This window comes from Amycolatopsis sp. NPDC051102 (assembly GCF_040682815.1).
In the GTDB taxonomy this organism is placed as follows: Bacteria; Actinomycetota; Actinomycetes; order Mycobacteriales; family Pseudonocardiaceae; genus Amycolatopsis.
The window spans coordinates 1,172,083-1,183,983 of sequence record NZ_JBFBBT010000001.1; the positions used below are offsets into that span (position 1 = coordinate 1,172,083).

An 11,901-nucleotide genomic window follows, 5' to 3' on the forward strand; every position below is an offset into this window, starting at 1 on the left:
CGCCGATGAACCCCGAGCCGCTGGGTCCCGACTCGCTGACGTGGAAGTACTTCGGCGACTGGCGCGGCCTGCTGATCGGCCTGTGGGCCGGGTCGATGCAGAACATGCACCCCGGCCTCGGCGCCGGCGTCGAGCAGCACTCGCGGTTCTTCGAAGAACGCTGGCAGCGGCTGTTCCGCTCGCTCTACCCGATCGGCGGGGTGGTCTACGACGGCCCCCGCGCCCACCGGACCGCCCTCGAAGTCCGCGGCTACCACGACCGCATCAAGGGCGTCGACGCGCGAGGCCGCCGCTACCACGCGCTCGACCCGGACACCTACTACTGGGCGCACGCGACCTTCTTCGTCAGCACGATCCTCATCGCCGACCACTTCATGGGCGGGATCGGCGAGGCCGAGAAGCGGCAGCTGTTCGACGAGCACGTGCAGTGGTGGCGGATGTACGACATGAGCATGCGGCCGGTGCCGGAGAGCTGGGAGGACTTCCAGCGTTACTGGAAGCACATGTGCACCGAGGTCCTCGAAGACAACAAGGCCACCAGGGACGTCCTCGACATCCGCGGGCTCGGCAAGCCGCCGTTCCTGCCCTGGCTGCCGGACGCGCTGTGGCGGCCGGTCCAGCGGGTGATCGCCCGCAACTTCGTCTGGCTGACGATCGGCCTCTACGACCGCGAGATCCGCGACCTGCTCGGCTTCCGCTGGACCGAGCGCGACGCGCGGCGGCACCGGCGGTTCGGCAAGCTGGTCAACGCGGTCTTCGAGCTCGTCCCGCACGACCGCCGCTACCACCCGCGTGCGCGCGCCGGCTGGCGCCGCGAGCGTGGCGAGGTGGCTGCGGACGCGCCGTTGGTCGAGACTCCACCCAGGAACCTGCCGCCGCTGTCCGAGCGGGGCAAACCCGAGCACTACGCGCCGAACGTCTAGGAGGCTTTCGTGAAGCTGGGATTCCACATCGGGTACTGGCAGAGCGGCCCGACCCCGGGTGCGCTGGAAGCCGTCCTCAAGGCCGAGGAGCTCGGCTTCGACTCGGTGTGGACGGCGGAGGCGTACGGCTCGGACGCGTTCACGCCGCTGGCCTGGTACGGCGCTTCCACCAGCCGGATCCGGCTCGGCACCAACATCGTCCAGATGGCCGCGCGCACCCCGACGGCGACGGCGATGAGCGCGCTGACCATGGACCACCTCTCCGGCGGCCGGATGGTGCTCGGGCTCGGCGCGTCCGGCCCGCAGGTCGTCGAGGGCTGGTACGGCCAGCCGTACCCGAAGCCGCTGGCCCGCACGCGCGAGTACGTCGACATCGTCCGGCAGGTGATCGCCCGCGAGGCACCGGTGACCCTGGACGGCGACCACTTCCAGCTGCCGCTCAAGGGCGGCACCGGGCTCGGCAAGCCACTGAAGCCGACGGTGCACCCGCTGCGCAAGGAGATCCCGATCCACCTGGCCGCGGAGGGCCCGAAGAACGTCGCACTGGCCGCCGAGATCGCCGACGGCTGGCTGCCGCTGTTCTTCTCCCCGAAGAGCAACGGCTTCTACAAGGCCGCGCTCGAAGAAGGCTTCGCGCGGCCGGGCGCGCGGCACACCCTGGACACCTTCGAGGTGCCGTGCTCGCTGCCGGTGATCGTGCACGACGACGTCGAGGAGGCCGCGAGCTGGATCAAGCCGTCGCTGGCGTTGTACATCGGCGGGATGGGCGCGAAGAGCGTGAACTTCCACCACGACGTCTTCGCGCGGCTCGGCTACGAGGACGTCGCCGACAAGGTGCAGGAGCTGTACCTGGCCGGCCGCAAGGAGGAGGCCACGGCGGCGATCCCGACGTCGCTGGTGGAGGACACCTCGCTGATCGGGCCGCCGGCGAAGATCCGCGACGAGCTGCAGGCGTGGGAGGAGACGGTGGTGACGCAGCTGCTGCTGCGGGGCGACGCCGCGACGCTGGAGAAGATCGCCCGCGCGCTCGGCTAGGGCGGGCCCCGTCGTGGCCTTGGTCACGGCGATGGCACGATTCCCCTCGACCACTACCGGGTGCCCGCCGAGATCGAATACTCATGGCGTGCACCCGGTACGCCTTCGAGGAGGACCATGGCGACGCTGTCCGGCCGGACGAGGTTCCGCTATTCGCTCGGCTCGTTCGTCACCGGGTCCTTCGGCACGGTCCCCGGCCTGGTCCTGGTCAAGTACCTGACCGACACGATGGCCGTGCCCGCGGGCTGGGCCGCCGCGATCGTGTTCGTGCCGAAGGCCTGGGACGTGCTGTTCAACCCGGTCGCCGGCCGGCTGTCCGACGCCGACCTGCTCAAGACCGGCAGCCGGCGGCGGTTCCTGCTGATCGGCGGCATCGGCGTGGCGATCCTCTTCGCGGCGATGTTCGCCCACCCCGGGTTCGGGAACCCGCTGCCGGACGCGCTGTACGTGGCGCTCATGTTCGCCGCCTGCGCCACGGCGTACGCGCTGTTCCAGGTGCCGTTCAACGCGCTGCCCGCCGAACTGACCGAGTCGGCGACCGAGCGCACGAAACTCACCAGCGTCCGCATCGGCGTGCTGGCCGTGACGATCCTGATCTGCGGCGGCGGCGCGCCCGCCATCAGCACCGGCATCGGCGGGGTCGCCGGCTACCGGGTCATGGCCGTCGTCATCGGGCTGATCGTGCTGGCCGCGACGCTGCTGGTGTACTTCGGGCTCAAGGACGCGCCGGTCGGCTCGCTGCGGCCGAACACGGTGAACCTCAAGGAGCTGGTGCGTACGCTGGCCGGCTGGCGGCCGTTCCGCTGGCTGCTCGGCACCTACTTCATCCAGGCACTCGGCATCGGCACGGTGCTCGCGGCGATCCCGTTCTTCGCCCAGCGCATCCTCGGCAGCGAGGGCTACGGCACGATCCTGTTCGTCATCTTCGTCGGCCCCGCGCTGATCACCATGCCGCTGTGGCCGCGGCTGGGCGACCGCGTCGGCAAGCTCAACGGCTTCCGCCTGGCCACCGCGGCCTTCGCGGTCGGGCTGCTCGGGCTGGTCTTCGCCCAGTCGATCCCGCTGTTCGTGTCGTTCGTCTTCGTGGCGCTGTGCGGGGTCGGGTACGCGGGGATTTCGGTGTTCCCGCTGGCCATCCTGCCGGACCTGATCACGGCGGAGGAGGAGCGCACCGGCGAGACCCGCGCCGGGATCGCGGCGGGCGTGTGGACCGCGGGGGAGACCCTCGGGCTCGCCTTCGGCGGCGGCCTGTGGGCGCTGATCCTGGCGTTCGGCGGGTACGTGTCCAGCACGGACGCCACCGCGTTCCAGCCGCACAGCGCGATCGTGGCGATCCTCGTCGGGGCGTCGATCATCCCCGGCGTGCTGATCGCACTGGCCCTGCCGTTGCTGCGGCGCTCGGTCCTGGAGCCGCGGCGTGAACTCGCCTGAGGACGTCCTCGCGCGGCTGCGGGAGCTGCGCGCGGGCGACCTGCCGACGCACGGCGGCCGCACGCTGGCCTACGTCTACGACAGCGGGCTGTCCGAAGTGGACGCACTGGGCGCGGCCGCGCACGCGCTGGCGTCGTCGGCCAACGGCCTGGACCCGACGGCGTTCCCGAGCCTGCTGCGGATGGAGAACGACCTCGTCGCCGCGGCGGCTTCGTTGCTCGGCGACGTCCCGGGCGTGGTCGGTTCGGTGACGTCGGGTGGCACGGAGTCGTGCCTGCTGGCGGTGCTCGCGGCCCGGGACGCCCACCCGGAGATCGCCTTGCCTTCGATGGTCCTCCCGACGACCGCGCACGCGGCGTTCCACAAGGCGGCGCACCTGTTCGGGCTGCGGCGCATCGACGTCCCGGTCGATCCGGTGACCTTCCGCGCCGACCCGGCGGCGATGGCCGCGGCGATCGACGACTCGACGGTCCTGGTCGTGGCGAGCGCGCCCTCGTACGCCCACGGCGTGCTCGACCCGATCCCGGAAATCGCGGCGGCCGCCGCGGCGCGGGGCGTCCGGATGCACGTCGACGCCTGCATCGGCGGCTGGGTGCTGCCGTACTTCGCCCGCCTCGGCGCGGACGTCCCCCCGTTCGGCTTCTGCGTGCCCGGCGTCACGAGCATTTCGGTGGACCTGCACAAGTACGCCTACTGTCCCAAGGGGACATCGGTGCTGCTGCACGCCTCGCCGGAGTTGCGGCGCACGCACTACTTCGCGAGCGCCGGCTGGCCGGGCTACACGATGCTGAACACGACGATCCAGAGCACCCGCTCCGGCGGACCACTGGCGGCGGCGTGGGCGGTGGTCAACCACCTCGGTCCCGACGGCTACCTCAAGCTGGCGTCCGCCGCGCGGGAGGCGGTGTCCCGGATCCGTTCGGGCGTCGAGGAAATCCCCGGCCTGCGAGTGTTGGGCGACCCGGTTTCGACGCTGATCGCGTTCACCGGCGACGACGGCTTCGACCTGTTCACGGTGGCCGACGAGATGAAGACCCGCGGCTGGTACGTCCAGCCGCAGTTCGCTCACCTGTCGTCCCCGGCGAACCTCCACCTGACTGTGACCGCGGCCAACCACGGCAGCGAGAAGGAGTTCCTGACCGACCTCGCGGCGTCGGTGGACGCGGCTCGCGAGGCGGGTCCGGTGGTCGTCGACCCGGCCTTGGCCGAGTTCGTCGCCGCGTTGGATCCGGAAACGCTGACGTCGGAGCAGTTCGCGGGCCTCCTCGCGGCGGCCGGCCTCGGCGGCGCGGCCGGCCTCCCGGACCGGATGGCCCCGATCAACGCGCTCCTCGCCACGGCACCGGCGCCGTTGCGGGAGCGGCTGCTGCTGGAGTTCCTGGGCGCCCTCTACACACCCTCGTGAGTGGTAAGGCGCGTTCTAACCCGCCTTACCACTCACGACCGCTTACTGGTTCCGCGAAGCGAGACCGGCGGGGGCGGACTTGACGGCCGCGTGGATCGCGTCCGCCAGGGCCAGTGCGTCCTCTTCCGTGAGTTCGAGAGCCACCCGCGCCGAGGCGCCCAGGCCGGGGTTGCGGAAGTCGATGTTCACCGTGTGCGCGTACGGCGCGTGGACCGGGTGGTCGACGTACACGGTGCCCTCGTTCAGCCGGAACCAGCCGCGGGCGCCCTTGCCGCTGCCCTCGAGCGCGAACTTCTCCGTCAGGTAAGTGCACATGAGCGGGTCCTCTCAGGCGGTGAGCGTGCGGGCGTAGAAGTCGAAGATGCGTTCCCAGCCGTCCTTGGCGGCTTCCGGGCGGTAGCTCGGGCGGTCGACGGCGAAGAACGCGTGGCCGGCGCCCGCGTACGTGTGGAACTCGTGCTCCTTGCCGTGTTTCTCCAGCTCGGCCGCCAGCACGGCCACCTCGTCCGGTCCCGGGTACTGGTCGTCGGCGCCGAAGATGCCCAGCAGCGGGCAGGACAGCTGCGGGGTCAGGCCGAGCAGCGGCTTCATCGTCATCCCCATGCCCGCCGGCGGGTCGTTGACGACGAACGCGCCGTAGCAGTCGACCGCCGCGTCGAGGTCCAGGGAACAGCCCGCGAGGAACGCCTGGCGGCCGCCCGAGCAGTAGCCGATGACCCCGACGCGGCCGTTGGCGTTTTCCAGCGCGCGGAGGTAGTCCGCCGCGCCCGAGACGTCGCCGACCAGGCGGTCGTCGGGGACGCCACCGGCCGCGCGGACCGTCGCGGCCGCGTCGTCCGGGTCCGCGCCCGGCGCTTCGCGGGTGTACAGGTTCGGGCAGAGCGCGTTGTAGCCCCCGACGGCGAAGCGGCGCACGATCTCCTTCGTCGCCGCGTCGTAGCCGGGCATGTGGTGGATCACCACGACGCCGCCGCGCGGGGTCTCGTCGGTCGGCTTGGCCAGGTAGGCCTCGAGCTCGTCCCCGCCGTGGCCGGTGATGGTGACGGTCCCGGCGACGATCTCGTCGGTCATCGGTTCTCCTTCGCTGGTTCGGGCGGGTGGACGTACCGCTTGCCGCGGGACGCGGACGCGACCGCGGCCACCACCGCCATCACGGCGGCCGCGGTCAACACGACCGCCAGGCCGTGGTGGAACGGGCCGGAGACGAGCCGGGGGAAGAACTCGCCGCCGGTGAGGGCCGTCCGGTCGGCCGGGGAGAGGCCGGCCAGGACGTCCGGGCCGAGCAGGTGCCCGACCGGGTTGCTGCCGAGGAACGCGGCGAACAGCGTGCTGACCGGCGGCAGCTGCGCGACGCCGTCGGCGACCGGCGCCGGGACGCCGTGGGCCTGCAGCCCGCCGGTGAGCGTCTGCGGCAGCGACGAGGCCAGCCCGGCGATCATCAGCGAGAAGAACACGCCGATGGACAACGACGTGCCGGAGTTCTGGAACGTCGCCCGCATGCCGGAGGCGACCCCGCGCTGCTCGGTGGGGACGCTGCTCATGATCGCCGAGGTGTTCGGCGCGGCGAACATGCCCTGGCCGATCCCGCTCAGGACGAGCAGGGCCGCGAATGCCGGGTACGAGAAGTCGACCGGCAGCGCCAGCAGGCCGAAGAACGCCACCGCGACCAGGAGCAGGCCGCCGGTGGCCAGCGGCCGGGCCCCGAACCGGTCGGAGAGGTACCCCGACACCGGCCCGGCGACCAGGAACCCGACGGTCAGCGGCAGCATGTGGATACCCGCCCACAGCGGCGTCTGCTCGTAGTCGTAGCCGTGCAGGGGCAGCCAGATCCCCTGCAGCCAGATGATGAGCATGAACTGCATGCCACCACGGGCGACCGAAGTCAGCAACGCGGCGATGTTGCCGGCGGCGAAGGCCCGGATCTTGAACAGGCTCAGCTGGAACATCGGCGCGGCGACGCGCGTCTCGATGACACCGAACAGGACGAGCAGCAGCACGCCGGCGCCGATCCCGCCGAGCACCCAGGGGTTGCCCCAGCCGGTGGCGGCGCCGCCGTAGGGCTGGATGCCGTAGGTGATCGCCGCCAGGACCAGCGCGGTCCCGGCCGCGAAGGTGACGTTGCCGCCCCAGTCGACCTTCGCGCGCTGCGGTGTCCCGACTTCGCGGAGGCTGCGGATCGACCAGATGGTGCCCAGCAGGCCGAACGGCACGCTCACCCAGAACACCGCGCGCCAGTCGATCTCGGCCAGCAGCCCGCCGACGACCAGGCCGAGGAACTGCCCGGCCAGCGCGGTGATCTGGTTGACGCCCAGCGCCATCCCGCGCTGGTGCGCCGGGAAGGCGTCGGTGAGGATGGCCGCGGAGTTCGCCGTCAGCATCGACCCGCCGACGGCCTGCACGATCCGCCAGCCGATGAGCCACAGCGCCCCGCTGCCGCCGTGGAACGGGTCGAACGACAGCGCCACCGACGCGGCGCTGAACACGACGAACCCGACGTTGTACATCTTGACCCGGCCGAACATGTCGCCGAGCCGCCCGAGCGTCACCACCAGCACGGCCTGCACCAGCAGGTAGCCGAGGATCATCCAGAGCAGGTAGCCGATGTTGCCGGGCGCGAGGGGATCGAGGCCGATGCCGCGGAAGATCGCCGGCAGCGAGATGATCACGATCGAGCCGTCGAGCGCGGACATCAGCACGCCGAGCGTGGTGTTGGACAGCGCGACCCACTTGTAGCTCACAGGCGGTCCGCCAGCCGCTCGATGAGCGGGATGGCCGCGACCAGCTCGCGCTGCTCGGCCTCGCTGAACTGCTCGGCGAGCGCGGCCGCCATCTGCCGGGTGGTCGCCGAACGGCGGTCGGTGAGCAGCTTGACGCCGGTCTCGGTGACCGACATGAGCACCTTCCGGCCGTCGGAGTCGTCCTTGCGCCGTTCGACGAGCCCGCGCTCGACCAGCCCGGCGAGCGTGACGCCCATGGCCTGCGGCTTCACCCGTTCGAGGTCGGCGAGGCAACCGGGGGTGGCCGGGCCCTCGCGGTCGAGCCGGGACAGGACCGAGCGCTCGGGCAACGTCAGTTCGCCGACGACGTAGCCCTGTCGCAGCCGCCGGATCAGCCGGCCGAGCGCGACGCGCAGGTCGGTGCTCGCCTGGAGGAGTTCCTCGTCCGTCACGATAGTCAACCTAGACTGATAAACCTGGGTTGATCAACCCGGACGGAACGGCCGCTATCGGGTGAGCCGGGACCTTTCGCCCGCGGCAGGCCGCCTACGCGGAATGGACGTGGACCGGCTCCCACGCCGGGAACGGGTCCGGTCCGCTCGCCTCGCCGAGGCAGTCCCGCAGCGCGGCGAGCAGGGCGTCCCCGGCGAGGTCGACGCCGATGAACACCAGCTCCTGCCGCGGTGCCGCCGCGACGCCCTGGGGCTCGAACCGCGCCACCGTGCCCGCCTGCGACCACAGCCCGCTCACGCCGGGCCGGGACGCCAGCGCGAAGAACCCCTTGGACCGCAGCACCGTCCCGAACTCGCCGGAGTCCAGCCGCCGGGTCACGAAGTCCCACAGCGCCGCCGGGTCGAACGCCCGGGAAGCCCGGAACACCACGCTGGAGATGCCGTACTCCTCGGTCTCCGGCACGTGGTCGCCGTTCAGCTCGGCCACCCAGCCCGGCGCCTCCCGCGCCCGGACCGGGTCGTAGCGGCCGGTCCCGAACACCCGCTCCGGCGGCACCTTCCCGAAGCGGCCCGTGACGACGTCGGCGGCCGGGTTGAGCCGCCGCAGCGTCGCCACGAGCCGGTCGGCCTCGGCCGAAGGGACCAGGTCCGTCTTATTCAGCAGCAGCACGTCGGCGAACTCGATCTGGTCCACCAGCAGATCGCTGACCGTCCGCTCGTCGCCTTCGTACTGGTCCAGCCGCCGCTCGGCCAGCGAGTCACCCGCGGCCAGTTCCCGGGCGAAGTTCGCCGCGTCCACCACGGTCACCATCGTGTCGAGGTGGGCCACCGGCTCCAGGAACGTGAAGGTGGCGGCGACCGGCATCGGCTCGGAGATCCCGCTCGACTCGATGAGCACGTGGTCGAACCGGCCGTCCGCGCACAGCGCCGCCACCTCTTCGAGCAGATCCTCCCGCAGGGTGCAGCAGATGCACCCGTTGGTCAGCTCGACCAGCCGCTCCTGTGAGCGGACCAGCGCGGCGTCGATGTTGACCTCGCTCATGTCGTTGACGATCACCGCCACCCGCCGGCCGGACCGGCCGGCGAGGATGTGGTTGAGCAGGGTCGTCTTGCCCGCGCCGAGGAAGCCGGACAGCACGGTGACCGGGACCGTCACGAGTGGAAGTGCCGCATCAGCCGGCGGGGGACCAGCCGGACCTGCCCGTCGACCTTGATCGGCACCAGGTCCACCGCGGCGGCCTTCCACTGCGCCCGCCGGGACCGCGTGGTGCTGCGGGACTTCTTGCGCTTCGGGACGGCCATCAGCGGGTGCCCCGCTTCCCGTAGCGGCGGTGGAACTTCTCGACCTGGCCGGCGCTGTCCATGATCCGCTGCGTGCCCGTCCAGAACGGGTGCGACCACGAGCTGATGTCGACCACCACGAGCGGGTAGCGGTGGCCGTCGGACCACTCGATCGTCCGGTCGGAGGTGATCGTCGAGCGGGTCAGGAAGGCGTCGCCGGTGGACGAGTCCTGGAACACCACGGGGTGGTAGGCGGGGTGGATGCCGTTCTTCATCGGTCTTCCTTTCGGTTCGCCGCGGTCGCGTCGTGCCGCGCCGGGTCGGGTTCGGTGTCTTCGCACGGCTCTTCGTGCCAGTCGCCGAACGGATCGGGGTAGCGCGCCCACGCCTCGGGTCCTGCCGCGAGTTCGTCGTCGGTGAGTAAAGCGCCGCGCAGGGCCGCGTCGATCTCCTCGGGCGTTGTCTGGTCCGTCACCACGACCAGTTCCTGCGCGCGGTCGCCGTACACCGGGTCCCAGCGCAGGGACGCCAGCGTCCGGCGTTCGGGGGAGACGTCCGTCCACTCAGGACCGTCGGGGGACGCCAGCCACGGCCCGGCGTGGCCGAGGCCCAGCCCGCCGCCCGCCGACTCGATCCAGAACGCGACGTCGGGCTGGCTGGCCACCCAGGCGCGCCCGCGGGTGCGGACGACGCCGTCGAGGAGGACGTCGAGCGCGTCGTGCAGCCGCCCGGGGTGGAACGGCCGCCGCGCGGTGAAGGTCAGCAGCCCGATGCCGCAGTCGGTGTGCAGCGGCGGCTCGCCGCGCAGCAGGGCGCCGTGCAGGTCGGTGACCTCGCCGCGGCGGGCGTCCGCCGGGACCGCGTCGAGGACGCGGTGGCCGTCGATTCGTGCCAGCTCGACCCGCGGGATCGATGGCGCCACCCGGTCGAGCACCGCGGACGCCTTCGCGGCGCTCCACGCATCGGTGGCCGCGCCGGCCAGCACGAGGACGTCGGCGGACTCGACCTGCGCCAGCGCGACCTGGGCGACGGTCCGCTCGTCCTCGGGGCTGCCCTGCAGGTTCCGGTCGGCCAGCTCGTCGTCGCCGGTCGCGTCGGCGAGGAAGCTCGCGCAGTCGACGACGGTGAGGACGGCCCGCAGGTCGACGTCCTCGCGCACCGGGTGGTCGCCGACCAGGACGTTGGCGATCGCCCAGCTGACCGGCTCGGGCTCCATGGCCTCGTCGAGCCGGACGACGATCCGGGTCACCTCCGGGCGCCGGGCCAGCCGCCGCAGCAGCGGGAGCAGGTCCTCCCGCAGGGTGCAGGACACGCAGCCGTGCGCCAGTTCCAGCACGGTCTCCTCGTCGCGCTCGCCGAGCTGGAGCCGGCGCCGGACGACACCCGAGTGGATCTCGCGCAGGTCGTGGTGGACGACGGCGGTGCCCGGCTCGGCGGCTCGCAGCAGTTCGGCGAGCGTGGCGTTCGGTCCGGGCGCGAGACCGCTGACGAGGACGAGCGGGACGCGGGGGTGAGGGGTCACTGCGGCTCCAGGAATACGGGCGGGGTACGGTGCGTAGAGTAGATGAAAACGAAAACCACTATCAACTCGGGAGGGTCCTTGTCCGCCGTGTGCCAGGTCACCGGCCGCAAGCCGGGCTACGGCAAGCAGGTTTCGCATTCCCACCGCCGCACGTCCCGGCGGTGGGAGCCGAACCTGCAGAACCGCCGGTACTTCGTGCCCGGTGAAGGCCGCTGGGTGCGGCTGCGCGTCTCCGCGAAGGGCATGAAGACGATCGACAAACGCGGCATCGACGCCGTCGTCGCCGAGCTGAAGGCGAAGGGGGTGAAGCTGTAATGGCGAAGAGCACCGACGTCCGGCCGATCATCAAGCTGCGGTCCACCGCGGGCACCGGCTACACGTACGTGACCAAGAAGAACCGCCGGAACGACCCGGACCGGATGGTCCTGCGCAAGTACGACCCCGTGGCGCGCAAGCACGTCGAGTTCAAGGAAGAGCGCTGATGGCCAAGAAGTCGAAGATCGCGAAGAACGAGCAGCGGAAGGTCGTCGCCGCGCGGTACGTCGAACGCCGTCGCGCGCTCAAGGCCGTGATCGCCGCGCCCGGGTCGTCGCCGCAGGAGAAGGCCGAGGCCGTCGTCGCGCTGCAGAAGCTGCCGCGGGACGCGAGCCGGACCCGGATCCGCAACCGGGACGTCTCGGACGGGCGGCCACGCGGCTACCTGCGGAAGTTCGGCCTGTCGCGGGTGAAGATGCGGCAGGCCGCGCATCGCGGCGAGCTGCCCGGCGTCGCGAAGTCGAGCTGGTGAGCCGGATGCCGAAGCCGCACCGCGACCGCCCCGCCAAGCGCAAGGTGAACCCGCTGCACGCCGGCAAGATCACCCACGTCGACTGGAAGGACACCGAACTGCTGCGGAAGTTCATCTCCGACCGCGGCAAGATCCGGGCCCGCCGCGTGACTGGATTGACGCCGCAGCAACAGAAACAGGTCGCCACGGCGATCAAGAACGCGCGCGAGATGGCCCTGCTGCCGTACCCGTCGGCGGGGCGCGCGAGCTGAAAATTCGGATGCGCCGGGGCCGGGCGGCGCGCGATCATGGGCGCACGAAAGGGGGCGTCGCAGGAGGATGTCCTGACACACCAGGAGGTCCACGCTG

At 71.6% G+C, this 11,901-nt stretch carries 16 protein-coding genes; 8 read left to right on the forward strand and 8 right to left on the reverse strand.

Annotation, left to right across the window (positions count from 1 at the left end; genetic code table 11):
- Positions 1–5 precede the first annotated feature (5 nt).
- The 4 genes from AB0M93_RS04825 to AB0M93_RS04840 all read left to right on the forward strand — a co-directional run bounded on the left by AB0M93_RS04825 (position 6) and on the right by AB0M93_RS04840 (position 4,794).
- Positions 6–923 (forward strand): oxygenase MpaB family protein, encoded by a 918-nt coding sequence (locus tag AB0M93_RS04825; RefSeq protein WP_364268440.1) that lies wholly within the window; start codon positions 6–8, stop codon positions 921–923.
- A 9-nt stretch (positions 924–932) separates the two neighbouring features.
- Positions 933–1,958 (forward strand): LLM class F420-dependent oxidoreductase, encoded by a 1,026-nt coding sequence (locus tag AB0M93_RS04830; RefSeq protein WP_364268442.1) that lies wholly within the window; start codon positions 933–935, stop codon positions 1,956–1,958.
- Between the two features lie 117 nt (positions 1,959–2,075).
- Positions 2,076–3,389 (forward strand): MFS transporter, encoded by a 1,314-nt coding sequence (locus AB0M93_RS04835; RefSeq protein ID WP_364268444.1) that lies wholly within the window; start codon positions 2,076–2,078, stop codon positions 3,387–3,389.
- Complete coding sequence (locus AB0M93_RS04840) at positions 3,376–4,794, forward strand: aminotransferase class V-fold PLP-dependent enzyme (RefSeq protein WP_364268445.1); 1,419 nt, start codon at positions 3,376–3,378, stop codon at positions 4,792–4,794. The genes AB0M93_RS04835 and AB0M93_RS04840 overlap by 14 nt, the downstream gene beginning before the upstream one ends.
- Before the next feature lie 42 nt (positions 4,795–4,836).
- Here the strand turns inward: AB0M93_RS04840 and AB0M93_RS04845 are convergent, their stop codons facing one another.
- From AB0M93_RS04845 to AB0M93_RS04880, 8 genes are all read right to left on the reverse strand, one after another.
- Positions 4,837–5,109, reverse strand: a complete 273-nt coding sequence (locus tag AB0M93_RS04845) for a DUF6295 family protein (protein WP_364268447.1) — start codon at positions 5,107–5,109, stop codon at positions 4,837–4,839.
- Between the two features lie 12 nt (positions 5,110–5,121).
- The gene (locus AB0M93_RS04850) at positions 5,122–5,865 is read right to left on the reverse strand and encodes a dienelactone hydrolase family protein (protein WP_364268449.1); all 744 of its coding nucleotides are present in this window, start codon (positions 5,863–5,865) and stop codon (positions 5,122–5,124) included.
- Positions 5,862–7,532, reverse strand: coding sequence for an MFS transporter (locus AB0M93_RS04855; protein WP_364268451.1), 1,671 nt, complete (start codon positions 7,530–7,532; stop codon positions 5,862–5,864). The genes AB0M93_RS04850 and AB0M93_RS04855 overlap by 4 nt, the downstream gene beginning before the upstream one ends.
- Positions 7,529–7,963, reverse strand: coding sequence for a MarR family transcriptional regulator (locus tag AB0M93_RS04860; RefSeq protein WP_364268453.1), 435 nt, complete (start codon positions 7,961–7,963; stop codon positions 7,529–7,531). The genes AB0M93_RS04855 and AB0M93_RS04860 overlap by 4 nt, the downstream gene beginning before the upstream one ends.
- A 94-nt stretch (positions 7,964–8,057) precedes the next feature.
- Positions 8,058–9,119, reverse strand: a complete 1,062-nt coding sequence (locus AB0M93_RS04865) for a GTP-binding protein (RefSeq protein WP_364268455.1) — start codon at positions 9,117–9,119, stop codon at positions 8,058–8,060.
- Complete coding sequence (gene rpmF / locus AB0M93_RS04870; RefSeq protein ID WP_364268457.1) at positions 9,116–9,265, reverse strand: 50S ribosomal protein L32; 150 nt, start codon at positions 9,263–9,265, stop codon at positions 9,116–9,118. Before rpmF ends, AB0M93_RS04865 begins: the two co-directional genes overlap by 4 nt.
- A complete protein-coding gene (locus tag AB0M93_RS04875; protein WP_364268459.1) occupies positions 9,265–9,519 on the reverse strand; it encodes a type B 50S ribosomal protein L31 in 255 nt (84 codons plus the stop codon). Before AB0M93_RS04875 ends, rpmF begins: the two co-directional genes overlap by 1 nt.
- Entirely contained in the window at positions 9,516–10,766 is a 1,251-nt protein-coding gene (locus tag AB0M93_RS04880) for a GTP-binding protein (RefSeq protein ID WP_364268461.1), read from the reverse strand. The genes AB0M93_RS04875 and AB0M93_RS04880 overlap by 4 nt, the downstream gene beginning before the upstream one ends.
- A 78-nt stretch (positions 10,767–10,844) precedes the next feature.
- On the opposite strand from AB0M93_RS04880, the gene rpmB reads away from it, so the two are divergent.
- Genes rpmB through rpsR form a run of 4 tightly spaced genes read left to right on the forward strand, consistent with a single transcriptional unit; the run spans position 10,845 to position 11,804 of the window.
- Positions 10,845–11,081, forward strand: coding sequence for a 50S ribosomal protein L28 (gene rpmB / locus AB0M93_RS04885; protein ID WP_364268463.1), 237 nt, complete (start codon positions 10,845–10,847; stop codon positions 11,079–11,081).
- Positions 11,081–11,248, forward strand: coding sequence for a 50S ribosomal protein L33 (gene rpmG / locus AB0M93_RS04890; protein WP_003091682.1), 168 nt, complete (start codon positions 11,081–11,083; stop codon positions 11,246–11,248). The genes rpmB and rpmG overlap by 1 nt, the downstream gene beginning before the upstream one ends.
- Entirely contained in the window at positions 11,248–11,553 is a 306-nt protein-coding gene (gene rpsN, locus AB0M93_RS04895) for a 30S ribosomal protein S14 (protein WP_364268465.1), read from the forward strand. The genes rpmG and rpsN overlap by 1 nt, the downstream gene beginning before the upstream one ends.
- The gene (rpsR, locus tag AB0M93_RS04900) at positions 11,550–11,804 is read left to right on the forward strand and encodes a 30S ribosomal protein S18 (RefSeq protein WP_364268467.1); all 255 of its coding nucleotides are present in this window, start codon (positions 11,550–11,552) and stop codon (positions 11,802–11,804) included. The genes rpsN and rpsR overlap by 4 nt, the downstream gene beginning before the upstream one ends.
- Positions 11,805–11,901 lie beyond the last annotated feature (97 nt).

What these genes read in the sequence shown, in the direction of transcription:
- AB0M93_RS04825 (WP_364268440.1), top strand. Translation starts at nt 6, where the DNA reads ATGAACCCCGAGCCGCTGGGTCCCGACTCGCTGACGTGGAAGTACTTC.
- AB0M93_RS04845 (WP_364268447.1), bottom strand. Translation starts at nt 5,109, where the DNA reads ATGTGCACTTACCTGACGGAGAAGTTCGCGCTCGAGGGCAGCGGCAAG.
- rpmF (WP_364268457.1), bottom strand. Translation starts at nt 9,265, where the DNA reads ATGGCCGTCCCGAAGCGCAAGAAGTCCCGCAGCACCACGCGGTCCCGG.
- AB0M93_RS04835 (WP_364268444.1), top strand. Translation starts at nt 2,076, where the DNA reads ATGGCGACGCTGTCCGGCCGGACGAGGTTCCGCTATTCGCTCGGCTCG.
- rpsN (WP_364268465.1), top strand. Translation starts at nt 11,248, where the DNA reads ATGGCCAAGAAGTCGAAGATCGCGAAGAACGAGCAGCGGAAGGTCGTC.
- AB0M93_RS04875 (WP_364268459.1), bottom strand. Translation starts at nt 9,519, where the DNA reads ATGAAGAACGGCATCCACCCCGCCTACCACCCCGTGGTGTTCCAGGAC.
- AB0M93_RS04850 (WP_364268449.1), bottom strand. Translation starts at nt 5,865, where the DNA reads ATGACCGACGAGATCGTCGCCGGGACCGTCACCATCACCGGCCACGGC.
- rpmG (WP_003091682.1), top strand. Translation starts at nt 11,081, where the DNA reads ATGGCGAAGAGCACCGACGTCCGGCCGATCATCAAGCTGCGGTCCACC.